Origin of the sequence: Streptomyces sp. 142MFCol3.1 (assembly GCF_000424945.1) — a bacterium.
In the GTDB taxonomy this organism is placed as follows: Bacteria; Actinomycetota; Actinomycetes; order Streptomycetales; family Streptomycetaceae; genus Streptomyces; species Streptomyces siamensis.
In genome coordinates, this window is record NZ_AUKV01000038.1 from 66,003 (window position 1) to 82,743 (window position 16,741).

The window sequence follows — 16,741 nt, forward strand, 5'->3', positions numbered from 1 at the left end:
CCGGCCGGAGCTGGGCGACGGGCCTTTCCCGCCCCCTCCGCCCCTGCCCGTCCCCTCCGCCCCTGCCCGTCCCGTCCCCGGGGCTCCGCCCCGGACCGCGCTCCTCGAACGCCGGAGGGGCTGATGTCGGGGGCTGAGGGGCTGAGGGGCTGATGTCCGGGGCGTCCGGCAGCAGACGCGTCCGGGGTCCCCGCCCGGCGGGGGCGAGCGGCGAGCCCCGCTTGCCGTAGCCGTTACGCTGGAGGCGTGGCAGTCGTCGATGTATCCGAAGAGCTCAAGTCCCTCTCCTCGACCATGGAGTCGATCGAGGCCGTCCTGGACCTCGACAAGCTGAGGGCAGACATCGCCGTGCTCGAGGAGCAGGCGGCGGCGCCGTCCCTGTGGGACGACCCCGACGTGGCGCAGAAGATCACCAGCAAGCTGAGCCACCTCCAGGCGGAGGTCAGGAAGGCCGAGGCGCTGCGCGGGCGCATCGACGATCTCGCTGTGCTCTTCGAGATGGCCGAGGAGGAGGACGACCCGGAGACCCGTGCCGAGGCCGAGACCGAGCTCACGTCCGTCCGGAAGGCGCTGGACGAGATGGAGGTCCGCACCCTCCTGTCCGGGGAGTACGACTCGCGTGAGGCGCTCGTCACCATCCGTGCCGAGGCCGGCGGCGTCGACGCCTCCGACTTCGCCGAGAAGCTCCAGCGCATGTACCTGCGCTGGGCGGAGCGCCACGGCTACAAGACGGAGCTCTACGAGACCTCGTACGCGGAAGAGGCGGGCATCAAGTCCACCACCTTCGCCGTCCAGTCCCCGTACGCGTACGGGACGCTGTCGGTGGAGCAGGGCACCCACCGCCTGGTCCGCATCTCGCCGTTCGACAACCAGGGCCGGCGTCAGACCTCGTTCGCGGGCGTCGAGATCCTGCCCGTCGTCGAGCAGACCGACCACATCGAGATCGACGAGTCCGAGCTCCGGGTCGACGTCTACCGCTCGTCGGGCCCCGGCGGCCAGGGCGTCAACACGACCGACTCCGCGGTGCGGCTGACCCACCTCCCCACGGGCATCGTCGTCTCCTGCCAGAACGAGCGGTCGCAGATCCAGAACAAGGCCAGCGCGATGAACGTGCTCCAGGCCAAGCTGCTGGAGCGGCGCCGTCAGGAGGAGCAGGCCAAGATGGACGCCCTCAAGGGCGACGGCGGCAACTCCTGGGGCAACCAGATGCGTTCGTACGTGCTGCACCCGTACCAGATGGTCAAAGATCTGCGCACGGAGTTCGAGGTCGGCAACCCCGAGGCCGTGTTCAACGGCGAGATCGACGGCTTCCTCGAGGCCGGAATTCGCTGGCGCAAGCAGCAGGAGAAGTAAGCGGGCACTGACGGGTCCTGTTCGGACCTCTTTGTCGACAAGGCAACTGCCGTCCAGTGGACGGCAGTTGCCTTTTGTGTGGGGGTTGTTTGGGTTTTACGTCACAGTCACATGTCCTCACGGCAGGCAAATGATGTTGATACGGACATCGCGTACGCAACGACCTTGACGATGCTTTGAAAACTGGGAAGGGTAACGCGTGGCATGCGTATCACTGGGGCGCATGTGCACCGGGGGGCTTGAGCCCAAGTCGCCTGTGAGGCCGTGGCCCTGGACGCTGCTCCATTGACGATCAGCTACTGGGGGTAGCAGGCAGATGACCAAGAAGACGCGGATCCGCGTGGCGCGGATAGCCGCCGGTGCGGTGATTGCCGCAGGCGCTTCGCTGACCGCCGCGGGTGCGGCCTCGGCGCTCGACCTGAACGTCGGCATCGGTGTCGGCGTCGGCGACGAGGACCCGACCCCGACCCCGACCGAGACGGGCATCCCGACCGAGCCCACCGGTGAGCCGACGGAGCCCACGGAGGAGCCGACCCAGCCCACGGAGGAGCCGACCGAGCCCACCGAGGAGCCCACGGAGCCGACGGAGGAGCCGACGGAGCCCACCGAGGAGCCGACCCAGCCCACCGAGGAGCCCAGCGAGTCCACGGAGCCCGGCGGCGGCAGCACCAGCGGCCCCGGTGGCGGCAACAATGCCGACCCCGACGGTGGCTCCTCCGCCCAGGAGGAGGGCTCCTCGGCCCTCACCGACACGGGCTCGGACACCTCGGCCCAGGGCAAGAAGGACGGTGAGCTCGCCGAGACCGGTGCCGGTCAGACCACGTTCCTCCTGATCGGCGCCGCGACGATGATCGCCGGCGGCATCGGCTTCCGGATGATGCCGCGCGTCATGGGCGGCCGCGGCGGTGCCGCCGCCTGACGGGCGCACCACGCACGAGAGAAGGCCCGGAGCGGCTCGCTCCGGGCCTTTTCGTGTTCTCGGTCACATGTGGTCTTGCTCACGCCCGCGTGAGGGCGCCCGGACCATGCATGCGGTACGGCCGGCTCCGCCCGGGATCCCGGCGGTCTCACACCGTCTGGTGGGCCACCAGGGCCAGGGCCGCGATCAGCACGGCGAGCAGCGCGATCAGCGCCATCGGGTTCAGGCCCGCGAAGGGGCTCTCCTGCTGGAGCCGCTCACGGTTCGCGCGGCAGACCGGGCAGCGGCCTTCGCTGACGGGCGCCGCGCAGTTCGCGCACACCAATCGGTCGTACGTCATGCGCTCGCCCTCCTTGCGCCATCTCCGCGTACACAACGCTGTACATAACGCTGCGGGGTACGCAACCGTTCCCCCTCCACTGTGCCAGGTTCCGCGGATTTCGGCGCGGCTCGCCTTATCCTGCCCCGCGCCGGCGGCCCCCAGCCCCGAGAACGGCGACATCCGGAGGCCCGGGCTCCCCCGGGTCCGGCCTCCCGGACCGGCGTCCCCGGACCCTCGTGAATCGTGCGGCCCCCGCCCCTTCAGATCCCTGACAAAACGTGCAAGCCTCGCGCAAACCCCGTACGCCGACTGCGGACGCGCACCCGGTTCGCGTATGGTCACGCACACCTACCCCCGGCGACCCGTGGTGCATCCGTGATCCGATTCGACAATGTCTCCAAGGTCTACCCCAAGCAGACCCGCCCCGCTCTCAGGGATGTCTCCCTGGAGGTCGAGCGTGGTGAGTTCGTGTTCCTCGTGGGGTCCTCCGGCTCCGGAAAGTCCACCTTCCTGCGGCTGATCCTCCGCGAGGAGCGGTGCAGCCACGGTCAGGTGCACGTCCTGGGCAAGGACCTCGCGCGCATCTCCAACTGGAAGGTGCCGCACATGCGCCGCCAGCTGGGGACCGTGTTCCAGGACTTCCGGCTCCTGCCGAACAAGACCGTCGCCGAGAACGTGGCCTTCGCACAGGAGGTCATCGGCAAGTCGCGCGGCGAGATCCGCAAGTCCGTCCCCCAGGTGCTCGACCTCGTCGGCCTGGGCGGCAAGGAGGACCGGATGCCCGGCGAGCTGTCCGGTGGTGAGCAGCAGCGCGTGGCCATCGCGCGCGCGTTCGTCAACCGCCCGAAGCTGCTCATCGCCGACGAGCCGACCGGAAACCTCGACCCGCAGACCTCCGTCGGCATCATGAAGCTGCTCGACCGCATCAACCGCACGGGCACGACCGTGGTGATGGCGACCCACGACCAGAACATCGTGGACCAGATGCGCAAGCGCGTCATCGAGCTGGAGCAGGGCCGTCTCGTCCGCGACCAGGCACGCGGCGTCTACGGCTACCAGCACTGATCATCGTCCACGGAAAGGTCTGAAGAAGACGCCATGCGCGCCCAGTTCGTTCTGTCGGAGATCGGTGTCGGTCTCCGCCGCAATCTGACGATGACCTTCGCGGTCGTCGTCTCGGTCGCCCTGTCCCTCGCCCTGTTCGGCGGCTCGCTCCTGATGAGCGACCAGGTGAGCACGATGAAGGGCTACTGGTACGACAAGGTCAACGTCTCGATCTTCCTCTGCAACAAGAGCGACGCCGAGTCCGACCCCAAGTGCGCCAAGGGCGCCGTGACCGCCGACCAGAAGAAGCAGATCCTCGCCGACCTGGACAAGATGACGGTCGTCGAGAAGGTCTCGTACGAGTCCTCGGACCAGGCGTACAAGCACTACAAGGAGCAGTTCGGCGACTCCCCGCTGGCCAGCTCCCTGACGCCGGACCAGATGCAGGAGTCGTACCGGATCAAGCTGAAGGACCCGGAGAAGTACCGGGTCATCGCGACCGCCTTCAACGGGCGGGACGGCGTGCAGTCCGTGCAGGACCAGAAGGGCATCCTCGACAACCTCTTCGGGCTGCTCAACGGCATGAACTGGGCCGCACGCGCGGTGATGGCGATGATGCTCGTCGTCGCGCTGATGCTGATCGTCAACACGGTGCGCGTCTCGGCGTTCAGCCGCCGGCGGGAGACGGGGATCATGCGCCTGGTCGGCGCCTCCGGCTTCTACATCCAGGCGCCGTTCATCATGGAGGCCGCGGTCGCCGGGCTCATCGGCGGTGGTGTCGCCTGCGGATTCCTGCTGATCGCCCGGTACTTCATCATCGACCACGGTCTGGCCCTGTCCGAGAAGCTGAACTTGATCAACTTCATCGGCTGGGACGCCGTGTTGACCAAGCTGCCGCTCATCCTCGCGACAAGTCTGCTGATGCCCGCGCTGGCCGCGTTCTTCGCGTTGCGCAAGTACCTGAAGGTGTGACACATGCCAAGAGGGCCGCACCGTCAATCGACGGTGCGGCCCTTCGCCTTGTCCTAGACTCACCGGCATGTCAGGCCGTGACCCGTTCTGTGATCCCCGCCGCATCCGCCGCGGGGCGGCCCTGACATTGGTGTTCGCGAGCGTCCTCGTCGCCGGCGCGGCGACCGGGTCCTTCTCCGACGCCGGCCGCGGACCGCGCACTTCCGGCTCCCCCGGCGCCCGTTCCACGCCGGCCGCCCACCAGGAGGACGTCACCGCGGCCGCCGCCGAGGCGATGGCCGACGGCAAGTCCCCCATGGAGGCCGCCGAGCGCGCCGTCAGCCGCAGCGGGGACCGCTGGGGCGCGGTGTACTCCCAGGGCGAGTACGAGGAGTTCCAGGAGGCGCTCGACGGCCAGTACACCGGCGTCGGCCTGTCGGCCCGGCGCGAGCGCGACGGACGCATCGAGGTGACGCGCGTCCGGCCCGGCTCGCCCGCGGCGGGCGCCGGCATCCGCGAGGGCGACCGGCTGCGCAGCGTGGACGGCGAGAAGGTCGACGGCCGTCCCGTCACCGAGGTCGTCTCCTTACTGCGCGGCGACGCGGACGACGCGGCGGCCGGCACGGAGGTCTCCCTCGGCCTGGAACGCGGCACCCGCGAATGGACCGAGACCCTGCGCCGGGCCAGGCTCTCCACGGATCCCGTGACCGTGCACCGGCTCCCCGGCGGCGTCGTCGTGATCAAGGTCGCCGCCTTCACCAAGGGCGTCGGCGACCGGGTACGGACCGCCGTCACGCAGGCACCGAGCGAGGCGGGCATGGTCCTCGACCTGCGCGGCAACTCCGGAGGCCTGGTCTCCGAGGCCGTCACCGCCGCCTCCGCCTTTCTCGACGGCGGCCTCGTCGCCACGTACGACGTGGACGGACGCCAGCGCGCCCTGCACGCCGAGTCCGGCGGCGACACCGCCAGACCCCTGGTCGCGCTCGTCGACGGCGGCACGATGAGCGCGGCCGAGCTGCTCACCGGAGCCCTCCAGGACCGTGGCCGCGCGGTCGTCGTCGGCTCCAGGACCTTCGGCAAGGGCTCGGTCCAGATGCCGAGCCGGCTGCCCGACGGCTCCGTCGCCGAGCTGACCGTCGGGCACTACCGCACCCCGTCCGGGCGCGGTGTCGACGGCCGGGGCATCACTCCCGACCTGGAGGCGGACAAGCAGTCGCTGGAGCGGGCCGAGACCGTGCTGAGCGGTCTCGGAGACGCCCACTGACCCGCTGCCCGCGGTCCGCGAAATCGGCTTTCCCCCACACCCCTGTGTAGTGCGAAAATGGCCAGCACTATGAGCAAGGGAATGTACGTACCGAAGGAGTCCCAGCCCAAGCAGGGCGGGGGCGGCTCCGCCAAGGCCAAGGACGGCAAGCGCAAGATCGTCGCGCAGAACAAGAAGGCGCGCCACGACTACGCGATCATCGACACCTACGAGGCCGGGCTCGTGCTGACCGGCACCGAGGTGAAGTCGCTGCGCCAGGGACGTGCCTCGCTGACCGACGGCTTCGTCCAGATCGACGGGAACGAGGCGTGGCTGCACAACGCCCACATCCCCGAGTACAGCCAGGGCACCTGGACCAACCACACCGTGCGGCGCAAGCGCAAGCTGCTGCTGCACCGCGAGGAGATCGACAAGCTGGAGTCCAAGTCGCAGGAGACGGGTCACACGATCGTGCCCCTCGCCCTGTACTTCAAGGACGGCCGCGCCAAGGCGGAGATCGCCCTCGCTCGCGGCAAGAAGGAGTACGACAAGCGGCAGACACTGCGTGAGAAGCAGGACCGGCGGGAGTCGGACCGCGCGATCGCGGCGGCCAAGCGGAAGCAGCGGGGCGCCTAGGCCGCCGCCCGCAGGAATAGGCTGGCATCGTCGTGCGTTGGTCACGTACGATGGCAACGCACCTCACAGAGGGTGCGCGGACCGAAAGGTCCAGGGGCCGGAAGGTCCCGGTTTGAAAAAACAACATGGGGATGATCGGTTTCGACAGCGGCTGTTGAAGCAGGGGAAGCGTGTCGAGGAAGCGGCAATGATCTCGTAAACCATATGTCGCAAAAAATAATCGCCAACACCAAGCGCGATTCCTTCGCCCTCGCTGCCTAAGTAGCGACTTGCGAAGTGTCAGCCCGGGGCTGTTCCCGACCCGGATCCTGGCATCAGCTAGGGAACTAAACTTCTGAACCCGGTCGCGGGGTGCAGAAGGAAATCAAACAGCGACTGAGCCCGTCGGCGACTTGTTCGCGTGATCGCCGGGGCTGAGAAAATCACAGCGAACTGCACACGGAGAAGCCCTGATTTTGCACCGTTGGACGCGGGTTCGATTCCCGCCATCTCCACTCATCCCATGTTTTGTACACAGAGGAAGAGCCCCGCTGCCACGGCAGCGGGGCTCTTCCTTTCGGCGGCCCGGCCGGCGCCCTCGGGCCTCAGCGGATCACCTCGGCGGGCCGGCTCCCCGCAGTGTGAACGACGACAGGCGCAGACCGCCGCTCAGCACCAGATAGACGTCCTTGCGTCCCGCGCCGTCGGCCACGGTGGCGGACACCGTCTCGTACGAATACGGGGACGCCGTGCCGTCCGTGTGCGCGGTGCCGAGCAGCGTGCCCGTCGGCGAGCCGAGGCGCACCTCGACCGTGCCCGCCGTCCCGGCCACCCGGGCGGTGAACCGTCCGGTGCCCGGTCCGAGCCGGGCGTCCGCGAACTTCAGCCACGCGCCGTCGCCGGCGGCGCCCACCGCCGTACCGCGCACTTTGGACTCGTCGACCAGCCGCACCCCGGCGTAGTCGTCGAAGTTCTCGGCCCGCGTCGCCCTCGTCAGGTCCCGTGGCGGGATCGTCTCGCCCCGCACCGCGAGCGAGGCACGAGCGCGGATGTCGGACGAGGACGCCCCGACCAGCACGTCGTACGTGCCGCTCTCCACCACCGGGCGGGAGCGCGTGACGTCCCAGTGGGCGAGGTCCTCGGTGCGCAGCCCCAGCCGCACCGTCTTGGTCTCGCCCGGCTCCAGCGACACCCGCGCGTACGCCTTCAGCTGCTTCAGCGGCTGTTCGTCGCGCGAGATCCGCTGGTGTGTGTACAGCTGCACGACCTCGTCGCCCGCCCGGGAACCGGTGTTCTTGACGGCGACCTCGTAACCGCCGTCGACACGCTTCAGCCCGCCGTAGCGGAAGGACGTGTAGGAGAGGCCGTGGCCGAACGGGTAGAGCGGCCGGCCCTTGAAGTACTGGTACGTGCGGCCGGACTTGATGATGTCGTAGTCCAGGATCGAGGGGAGGTCCGACTCCGAGGCGTACCAGGTCTGGGTGAGACGGCCCGCCGGGTTCGCGTCCCCGTACAGCAGGTCGGCGAGCGCGTTGCCGGTCTCCTGGCCCGCGTGGGTGGTCCACAGCACGGCCGGGACCTTCTTCTGGAGGGCGCCGAGCGTGGTCGGGTAGCTGTTCTCGACGACCACGACGGTCCTCGGGTTGGCCGCGCGCACCGCCTCGACCAGGGCTTCCTGCGCGGGAGCCAGACCCATGTCGGTGCGGTCGTGGTCCTCGCGGCCGTTGATCGACGGCATCGAGCCGACCACGACCACCGCGGCGTCCCGGCCCTTCACCGCGGCCACCGCCTCGTCGACGCCGCTGCGCACGACGTCCTTGTCGTAGTGGGCGGCCCGTTCCTTCGGAACCAGGCCGAGGGTGCCGTCGTCGCCGGTCGGACCGAGGTAGACGGGGTTCGACCACCAGGACTCGGCGGTCTCGTATCCCGCGTACCGCAGGAGACTGCTGCCGTCGTCCTGCCGTTCCAGCACGAACTGCTGCTGCACGTACCAGCCGTTGGGCTGGACCTGGTCGTTGACGAAGCCGGACCAGTTGTAGCCGACGTACTTGCCGTTGGCGGCGGAGCGCAGCGTGACGATGCCGGAACCCCAGTCGAAGACGTCGAACCGGGACGCGGTGCCGTTCTCGGCGCTCTCCTTCAAGGACGCCCCGTCGGCCGTCGCTCCCGCGGTGACGTACCGGCCGGTCGCCGTGTTCCTGAGGGTGATGCGGTCCGCGCCCTCACTGCTCGCGACCGAGGTGCCGAGCTTCGCCGCGATGCCGTCCTTCGGGGTGACCGCGTACGGCAGCGTCCCCGAGTACCAGTCGGTGTAGAGGGTGTCGGCGAGCGGGCCGACGACGGCGACGTTCCTGGCCGACGCCTTCAGCGGCAGCGCCTTGTCGTTCTTCAGCAGGACGGCGGCCTTCGTCGCCGCCTCGCGGGCCAGCTTCCGGTGGGCCGGGCTGTCGATCACGGAGCTGTCGATCGAGCCGTACCGGCCGCCGCCCGGATCGAACTCGCCGAGCCGGACACGGACGGCGAGGATGTGGGACACCGCCGTGTCCACGTCCGACTCCTTCAACAGGCCCTGTTCCAGGGCAGACTTGACGGCCGTCGTGGTCGGGCCGGGGTCGGCGCTGTTGTCGGTGAAGCTGTCGATGCCCGCCTTCAGCGCGGCGGCGTCACCCTCGGCGAGCGTGGGGTAGTAGTCCTGGTTGCCGGGGAGCAGATTGCCGGGGGCGAAGGCGTCGGTGACGTTGAGCAGATCCTTGTCCGTCCAGCCGCGCACGACGTCGTCCAGGTCGGGATTGACCGTGTCGGGACGGCCGTTGACCAGGTTGTACGAGGACATCACCCCCGTCGCCGCGTCCGCTGCGATCGCCGGCCGGAAGGCCGCCTCGTCGTACTCGTGCAGCACCCGCGGGCGCAGGTCGGAGGAGGTGGTCGTGCGGTGCGTCTCGTTGTTGTTGGCGAGGTAGTGCTTGAGGGTGGGCGCCGTCTTGAGGTGGTCGGGGTCGCCGCCCGTGAGACCGTCGCCGTACGCGGTGGAGATCGACCCCGTCAGATACGGGTCCTCGGAGTAGCCCTCCTCGTTGCGTCCCCAGCGCGGGTCGCGCAGCAGGTTCACCACCGGTGCCCACAGGTTCAGGCCCCAGCCGTCGGGGCGCTCCTGCTGGAAGCCGCGCGCCTCGTCGCCGACCGCCGAGCCGACCCGTTCGATCAGGGCCGGGTCCCAGGTCGACGCGAGCCCGACCGCCTGCGGGAACACCGTCGCCTTCCCCAGCCAGGCGACGCCGTGCAGGGCCTCGGTGCCGGTGCGGAACGCCCCGATGCCGAGGCGGGGGATCGCCGGCTCGTACTGGTGGAGCAGCGAGACCTTCTCGTCGAGGGTGAGGCGGGCGAGCAGGTCGTCGACGCGCGCGGCCACCGGGAGGTCCGGGTCGCGGAACGCGGGAGCGGCGTCGGCGTGGGCGGGGAGGCAGACGCCGGGGCCCGCGAGCAGGGCCAGCGCCACGACGAGGGCGGCGCCGGGTCTTCTTCTCGTGCCTTTCATGTCACGGCTCCTTCGGGTAGGGCCTTGCACGGGGCGTTCGGGACGTTCAGGGGGCGTTGCGCGGTGCGGTGCTCGCGCGCTCCGTCAGCCGGGGCGCCAGCAGCGTCGCCCCGGGCACGTCGGCGCCGTCCAGCTTCCGCATCAGCAGCTCCACGGCCCGCGCGCCGACTTCGGCGGACGGCAGGGCGATGGAGGTGACGGGCACCCGCGGGCCCTCGGCGACCTCGTCCGGGCAGATGGCGGTGACGGAGAGATCGCCGGGAACCCGCAGCCCGAGCTGCTCGAACGCGTCGATCAGGGGTTCCAGGACCGGCTCGTTGTGGACGACGACGCCCGTCAGCGCCGGGTGCTCGCGCAACAGCTGCTCGGCGATCCGGCGCGCGGCGGCCGGCGAGGCCTCGCAGGGATGGACGGACGACGACAGACCGTTGCGGTGGGCGGCGGCCGTGAACCCCTCCACCACCCGCTGGGCGAACGCCGTCCCCCGCACGTACACCTCGGGCGGCGAGCCGACCAGCGCCACGACCCGGTGCCCGAGCCCCGCCAGCCGCTCCACGCAGAGCTCGCCCGCCGCCTTGAAGTCCAGGTCGATGCAGGTGAGCCCGTCCGCGGCGGCGGGGAAGCCGATGAGCACGGAGGGCCGGTCGAGCGCGCGCAGCAGCGGCAGCCGGGCGTCGTGCAACTGGACGTCCATCACGATCAGCGCGTCCACGAGAGCGGTGTCGGCGACCCGCCGCAGCCCCTCCTCGCCCTCCTCCTGGGTGAGCAGCAGGACGTCGTGGTCGTGCCGGCGGGCCGCCGTCACCACCGACACCGCGAACTGCATCACGACCGGCACATGGATGCCCGCCCGCAGCGGCACCACCAGCGCCAGCACGTTCGACCGGCTGCTGGCCAGCGCCCGCGCGCCCGCGTGCGGCCGGTAGCCCAGCTCGCGGATGCTGGCCTCGACGCGCTGCCGGGTCTCCTCGGAGATCGGGCGCTTGCCGCTGAGGGCGTAGGAGACGGTGCTCGGGGACACCCCGGCGTGCCGCGCCACATCGGTGATCTTGACCATCAGTCGGACTCCAGCTCCAGCGACAGGAACCCGGTGCCGGCTCGCGCCCGCACCTCGCGCCCCTGCGCCGCGAGCCCCCACGGCGCCGCCGGATCGCTCGACGAGGCGCGCAGCGTGTTCCCCTCCCGCACGACGGTGAAGGTGACGCCGCCGACCGCCACCGTGACCTGGGTGCCACGGCCCAGGCCGTACGCGCGCAGGGTGACGCCGTCGGCGTGGTCGTACTCGGGCCGGTCGTCCACGGCGCCCACCGGGATCACCGCCCCGGGCCGGACCAGGAGCGGCACGCTGAGGAACCCGTGCCGCTCGCGCACCCAGCGCGGCCCGGTCACCGTCCGCCCGCTCAGGAAGTGCGTCCAGGTGCCCTCCGGCACGTAGTACGACACGTCGCCGTCGTCGCTGAAGACCGGCGCGACCAGCAGATCGGGGCCGAGCATGTACTGCCGTTCCAGGTGCGCGCACCCCGGGTCGTCGGGGAACTCCAGGACCATCGCCCGCATCACCGGCACGCCCTCCACGTGGGCGGCGCGCGCGGCTTCGTACACGTACGGCATGAGGCTGAGCTTCAGCCGCGTGAACAGCCTCAGGACATCGACGGCCTCCTCGTCGAACAGCCACGGCACGCGGTACGACGACGATCCGTGCAGCCGGCTGTGCGACGACAGCAGACCGAAGGCGATCCACCGTTTGAACAGCGCCGGCGACGGCGTCCCCTCGAACCCGCCGATGTCATGGCTCCAGAACCCGAAACCCGACATGCCGAGGCTGAGTCCGCCGCGCAGCGACTCCGCCATCGACTCGTAGGTCGCCTCGCAGTCGCCACCCCAGTGCACCGGGAACCGCTGGCTGCCGGCCGTCGCCGAGCGGGCGAAGACGACCGCCTCCGCCTCGCCCCGGTGCTTGCGCAGCACCTCGAAGACGGTCCGGTTGTAGAGGTGCGCGTAGTAGTTGTGCATCCGCTCGGGGTCCGAGCCGTCCGCGTACGCCACGTCGACGGGCACCCGCTCGCCGAAGTCGGTCTTGAAGCAGTCGACGCCCTGCGCGAGCAGCGCCTCCAGCTTGGCCGCGTACCAGGCCCGGGCGTCCGGGCTGGTGAAGTCGACCAGCGCCATGCCGGGCTGCCACAGGTCCCACTGCCACACACTGCCGTCGGGCTTGCGAAGCAGGTGCCCGAGCGCCTTGCCCTCCGCGAACAGGGGCGAGCGCTGCGCGATGTACGGGTTGATCCACACGCAGATGCGCAGGCCCTTCTCCTTCAGCCGGGCCAGCATGCCCTCCGGGTCGGGGAAGACCCGGGGGTCCCACCGGAAGTCGCACCAGTTGAACTCGCGCATCCAGAAGCAGTCGAAGTGGAAGACGGAGAGCGGCAGTTCGCGCTCCCGCATGCCGTCGATGAAGGAGGTGACGGTCTCCTCGTCGTAGGAGGTGGTGAACGACGTGGACAGCCAGAGTCCGAAGGACCAGGCGGGCGGCAGCGCGGGACGCCCGGTGAGGGCCGTGTACTTGCGCAGGATGTCCTTCGGCGTCGCGCCGTGGATGACGTAGTACGTCAGCTGCTGGCTCTCCACGCTGAACTGCACCCGCGACACCGCCTCCGAGCCGACCTCGAAGGAGACCCGGCCCGGGTGGTCGACGAAGACTCCGTAGCCCGCGTCGGTCAGGTAGAACGGCACGTTCTTGTAGGCCTGTTCGGTCGCGGTGCCGCCGTCGGCGTTCCACATGTCGACGACCTGGCCGTTCTTGACCAGCGGGCCGAAGCGCTCGCCGAGGCCGTAGACGCTGGTGCCCACCCTCAGGCCGAGCTGCTCGCGCAGGTAGTGGGAGCCGCCGCCGTCCCTCATGATGCCCATGCCCTTGGGGCCGCTGCTGGTGAGCGTGCGGCCGTGGGCGAGGAAGTCGACGTGCCAGGGTCCGTTGCGGGCGACCCGGACGGACAGCGCGCCGGACGTCAGCGTCGCGTACTCGTCGTCGTGCGACACCTGCGTGGCGCCCTCCCCGGCCCGCACCTCGAACTCGGGGCCGCGCGGCTGTTCGCCCTCGAAGTGCGTCAGGGTGACACCGATGACGTCCGGCATCGGCGCATGGGCGGTGATCGTCACGACCGGTCCCTTCAGCAGGTCGCCGCGGTGGCGGATGGGCTGGGTCGGCGCGTGGATCTCCAGGCTGCCGGGTCCGGAGGTCACGTCTAGGACCTCGACCGGATGGGCCGCGGTGACGCCCTCGCGCAGCAGCCAGTAGCCGTCCGTGAACTTCACTGTCGTACCCCTTACTTCACTGCGCCGGCGGCGATGCCGCGGGTGAGGGTCCGCTGGAAGACGAGGAAGAAGACGATGGCGGGCAGGACGCCCAGGAGAGCGGCCGCGTTCGTCATGGTGGCGTCCATCAGGCGCTGGCCCTGGAGGACGCCGAGGGCCACCGACACCGTCTGGTTGTCGTTGGAGATCAGCATGACCAGCGGCAGCAGGAACTCGTTCCACGTCCAGATGAAGAAGAAGACGAGGAGCACGCCGATGGTGGGGCGGCTGACCGGGACGACGATCCGCCACAGCACCTGCCACTTGTTCGCCCCGTCGATCCGGGCGGCCTCGATGATCTCGCGCGGGAACCGGCCGAGGACGGAGGAGAGCAGATAGGTGCCGAAGGCCGCCTGGATCACCGTGAAGACGATGATCACGCTGAGCCTCGTGTCGTACAGGCCGGCCTGCTTGCTCAGGTAGTAGACCGGGTAGACCAGCGCCTCCTGCGGCAGCATGTTCGCCAGCACGAAGAAGGCGAGCACCCAGGTGCGGCCCCTGACCCGGCCGATGCCGATCGCGTAGGCGTTGAGGACGGACAGGACGGCGGCGCCGACCGCCACCGACCCGGAGATCAGGACGGAGTTGACGAGCTTGCGGCCGAAGTCGACCCGGTCCCAGAAGTCCTCGATGCCGTCGAGGTACAGACCCCGGGGCAGGCTGAGCGGCCCGTTCTCCGCGTACTCGGCCGGCGACTTGACGGCGTTGACCGCCACGACGAGGAACGGCAGCACCATGAACAGGGCCGCGATCACCAGGGCGACGAGGACCGGATAGCGGGCGAGTACGGCGCGGGCGGGCCCGCGCGTCCTGACCGCGCCGGTGCGGACGGCTGTCATGTGCGGACCCCTTCCTCCGCGTCCTCCGCGCGGGTCTGGAACCTCAGCCCGGCCAGGGCCAGGACGAGGATGATCACGGTGAGCACGGTGGAGATCGCGGCGCCGTAGCCGACCTGGGTCTTCTCGAAGAAGGTCGTGAAGGAGAAGTACGAGGGGACGTCGGTGGCGCCGCCCGGTCCGCCCTTGGTCAGGACGTACACCGCCCCGAACACCTTCAGCGCGGCGATCGTGCACCACAGCAGCACCACGTAGATCTCGGGCCTGATCTGCGGCAGCGTGACGTGCCAAAAGCGCCGCCACCAGCCCGCGCCGTCCAGTTCGGCGGCCTCGTGGAGCTGCGGGTCGACGCGTTGCAGGCCGGCCATGAAGACGACGAGCGGGAAGCCGAGCTGCACCCACACCATCACGCCCATGACGCTGTACAGGGCGAGGTCGGGGTCGCCGAGCCAGTCCTGCTGCCAGGAGCCGAGACCGACGGCCTTCAGGAGTTCGTTGAGCGAGCCGTTGTCCGGAGCGAGGATCCAGCTCCAGACGATGCCGGCGACCGCGATGGGCAGCACCTGCGGCAGATAGAAGCAGGCCCGCAGTACGGAGGCGACCGTGCCGCCGAAGTGCCGCCCGACGAAGTCGAACAGGGCGGCGGCGACGACCAGTCCGAGCACGGTGGGTACGGCGGCCATGGCGACGACCATGAACAGGCTGTGCCGGAACGACGCCCAGAACTCCGCGTCGTCCATCAGCTCACGGTAGTTGGCGAGCCCGGACCACCTGGGACTGCCGACGCCCTGCCAGTCGGTGAAGCTGACAGCGGTGTTCATCAGGAACGGGACGACGACCACCGCGAGGAAGGCGAGCACGCCGGGCAGCAGGAAGGGCAGGTAGGAGTCGCGGGGGCGGCGCGGGCGCGGTGCGCTGCCGTGCTGCTTGCGGACGACCCGGCCGCCCCGCTCGACGGTGACCGTCATGTCTTCGGTACACCCTTGTCGTACGCCTTCTGCAGCGCGCTCAGATAGGCGTCAGGCTTCTCACTTCCGGTGATCAGCTTCTGGGTCTCCGAGACGAGCACGTCGTAGAAGCCGGCGACGGGCCAGTCCGGGTAGAAGGCCAGTCCGTCCTTGCCGGAGAGGGCGTTGAAGTCGGCGATCAGCGTCTTGGCCTGGGGGTCGGTGATGGCGGCGGGGTCGGCGGCCACCGGGATGCCGCCCTTGTTGCCGAGCAGGTTCTGGATCTTCTTCGACATGGTGATGTCGATGAAGTCGTAGGCGAGTTCCTTGTTCTTGGCGCCCTTGGGGACGACCCAGAGATTGCCGCCGGAGCCGAGCGTGAGATCGCTGCCCGGCCACAGGAAGGTGCCCCAGGCGAACTTGTTCTCCTCCTTGAAGCGGCCGTACCACCAGCTGCCGCTGAACAGGATGGGGCTCTTGCCCTGGATGAAGGAGACGCCCGCGTCCTCCGCCTTCACACCCGTCGACTTCTTGCTGATGTAGCCCTTCTTCACCCAGTCGGCGAAGGTCTCGGCGGCATACGTCCAGGCGGCGTCGTGGAAGTCGGTCTTTCCCTTGTAGAGCTCGTAGGCGTCGACCCAGGAGCGGTCCGCCTTGGAGAGCGCCAGCTGGTAGAGGTACTGCTGGGCGATGTACTCGGCCCCGCCGTTCGCGAGCGGGGTGACGCCCTTGGCGACGAAGGCGTCCATGGCGGAGGTGAGTTCGCCGAGCGTGGTGGGTTCGGCGACGCCGTACTTCTCGAAGAGGTCCTTGTTGTAGTAGACCATCGTGTACTCGGCGTAGTTGGGTACCCCGTACCACTTCCCGGAGCCCATGACTCCGTCCGTGTCGTACTGGCTGATGGTCCGCACCCCGCCGCTGATCTTCTTGTCCCAGCCGTGCCGGGTGACCTCGGCGGTCAGGTCGGTCAGCAGTCCCTGCTGGGAGAGCTTGCCCGCCGTCGCGTTGCCCTTGTTGTACTCCATGAGGTCCGGCGCGTCGCCGGAGTTGAGGACCATCGGGGCCGTCTTCTGGATCTGTTCGAAGCCCTTCTCCTCGAACTTCACCTTCACGCCCGGGTGTTGCGCCTCGAACTCCTTGATGGCCTCGTTCCAGGCCACTCCCATCGCGCTGTTCGGCGCCTCGTAGTGCCACAGCCGCAGCGTCTTGCCGTCCTCGGCCCCACTGTCCGAGCCGCCGCAGGAGGCGAGCAGCAGGGAGCCCGCCAGGGCCGCCGCCACCGTCGCCGCCATGCGCCTTCGTTTCGTCGACATCCATTGCCTCCGGGGGAGTCGGATGGGTCACGGAAGCGTCACGCAACAATCGTCGAATCGTTTCGATGCGTGACGTCGAAGCGCTTCGACGGGGGAAGGTATGTGGGGGCCGTGGGCGCGTCAATGGGGTGCGCCGGAATTGGGGCGCGGGTTCGACGGGCCGGACGGCACGGCGCTCGATCGTGGACGGCACGGCGCTCGATCGGGGCCGTCCGGTGGGTGGGTCGGGTCCGTGCCGGTGATCCGCCCGTTGCAGCCGTCGTGTGGTCCGGTGTGTCGGTGCGGTGGGTTCGTGTTGCCGTCCGCAACGGG

13 protein-coding genes and 1 other RNA gene are annotated in these 16,741 nt (G+C 69.6%); 7 read left to right on the forward strand and 7 right to left on the reverse strand.

Annotated features, from left to right (window positions below; translation table 11 throughout):
- Positions 1 to 246 precede the first annotated feature (246 nt).
- A complete protein-coding gene (gene prfB / locus H305_RS0137755; protein WP_028805016.1) occupies positions 247 to 1,353 on the forward strand; it encodes a peptide chain release factor 2 in 1,107 nt (368 codons plus the stop codon).
- A 316-nt stretch (positions 1,354 to 1,669) separates the two neighbouring features.
- Positions 1,670 to 2,272, forward strand: a complete 603-nt coding sequence (locus H305_RS0137760; protein WP_028805017.1) for a hypothetical protein — start codon at positions 1,670 to 1,672, stop codon at positions 2,270 to 2,272.
- Between the two features lie 148 nt (positions 2,273 to 2,420).
- Here the strand turns inward: H305_RS0137760 and H305_RS0137765 are convergent, their stop codons facing one another.
- Positions 2,421 to 2,612 carry a hypothetical protein gene (locus H305_RS0137765; protein ID WP_028805018.1) on the reverse strand — a complete coding sequence of 64 codons (192 nt, stop codon included), beginning with the start codon at positions 2,610 to 2,612 and terminating at the stop codon, positions 2,421 to 2,423.
- A gap of 357 nt (positions 2,613 to 2,969) precedes the next feature.
- Here H305_RS0137765 and ftsE point away from each other — a divergent pair, with 357 nt between their 5' ends.
- The 5 genes from ftsE to ssrA all read left to right on the forward strand — a co-directional run bounded on the left by ftsE (position 2,970) and on the right by ssrA (position 6,965).
- Entirely contained in the window at positions 2,970 to 3,659 is a 690-nt protein-coding gene (gene ftsE / locus H305_RS0137770) for a cell division ATP-binding protein FtsE (protein ID WP_028805019.1), read from the forward strand.
- 33 nt (positions 3,660 to 3,692) lie between these two features.
- Entirely contained in the window at positions 3,693 to 4,610 is a 918-nt protein-coding gene (gene ftsX, locus H305_RS0137775; RefSeq protein ID WP_028805020.1) for a permease-like cell division protein FtsX, read from the forward strand.
- Between the two features lie 67 nt (positions 4,611 to 4,677).
- Positions 4,678 to 5,853, forward strand: coding sequence for a S41 family peptidase (locus tag H305_RS0137780; RefSeq protein ID WP_199791515.1), 1,176 nt, complete (start codon positions 4,678 to 4,680; stop codon positions 5,851 to 5,853).
- 69 nt (positions 5,854 to 5,922) lie between these two features.
- The gene (gene smpB, locus H305_RS0137785; RefSeq protein ID WP_078629443.1) at positions 5,923 to 6,468 is read left to right on the forward strand and encodes an SsrA-binding protein SmpB; all 546 of its coding nucleotides are present in this window, start codon (positions 5,923 to 5,925) and stop codon (positions 6,466 to 6,468) included.
- Between the two features lie 127 nt (positions 6,469 to 6,595).
- Positions 6,596 to 6,965: a transfer-messenger RNA gene (gene ssrA, locus H305_RS49850) on the forward strand.
- Between the two features lie 95 nt (positions 6,966 to 7,060).
- Here the strand turns inward: ssrA and H305_RS48265 are convergent.
- From H305_RS48265 to H305_RS0137815, 6 genes are read right to left on the reverse strand one after another with little or no spacing between them, the layout of a single operon-like run.
- A complete protein-coding gene (locus H305_RS48265) occupies positions 7,061 to 9,982 on the reverse strand; it encodes a glycoside hydrolase family 3 protein (protein WP_051371417.1) in 2,922 nt (973 codons plus the stop codon).
- Positions 9,983 to 10,028: 46 nt separating this feature from the next.
- On the reverse strand, positions 10,029 to 11,039 hold the full coding sequence (locus H305_RS0137795) for a LacI family DNA-binding transcriptional regulator (RefSeq protein WP_051371418.1): 1,011 nt from the start codon (positions 11,037 to 11,039) through the stop codon (positions 10,029 to 10,031).
- Entirely contained in the window at positions 11,039 to 13,294 is a 2,256-nt protein-coding gene (gene yicI / locus H305_RS0137800; RefSeq protein ID WP_028805024.1) for an alpha-xylosidase, read from the reverse strand. Before yicI ends, H305_RS0137795 begins: the two co-directional genes overlap by 1 nt.
- A gap of 11 nt (positions 13,295 to 13,305) precedes the next feature.
- Complete coding sequence (locus H305_RS0137805; protein WP_028805025.1) at positions 13,306 to 14,172, reverse strand: carbohydrate ABC transporter permease; 867 nt, start codon at positions 14,170 to 14,172, stop codon at positions 13,306 to 13,308.
- Entirely contained in the window at positions 14,169 to 15,137 is a 969-nt protein-coding gene (locus H305_RS0137810; RefSeq protein ID WP_028805026.1) for a carbohydrate ABC transporter permease, read from the reverse strand. The genes H305_RS0137805 and H305_RS0137810 overlap by 4 nt, the downstream gene beginning before the upstream one ends.
- Complete coding sequence (locus H305_RS0137815) at positions 15,134 to 16,429, reverse strand: ABC transporter substrate-binding protein (protein ID WP_028805027.1); 1,296 nt, start codon at positions 16,427 to 16,429, stop codon at positions 15,134 to 15,136. Before H305_RS0137815 ends, H305_RS0137810 begins: the two co-directional genes overlap by 4 nt.
- Positions 16,430 to 16,741 lie beyond the last annotated feature (312 nt).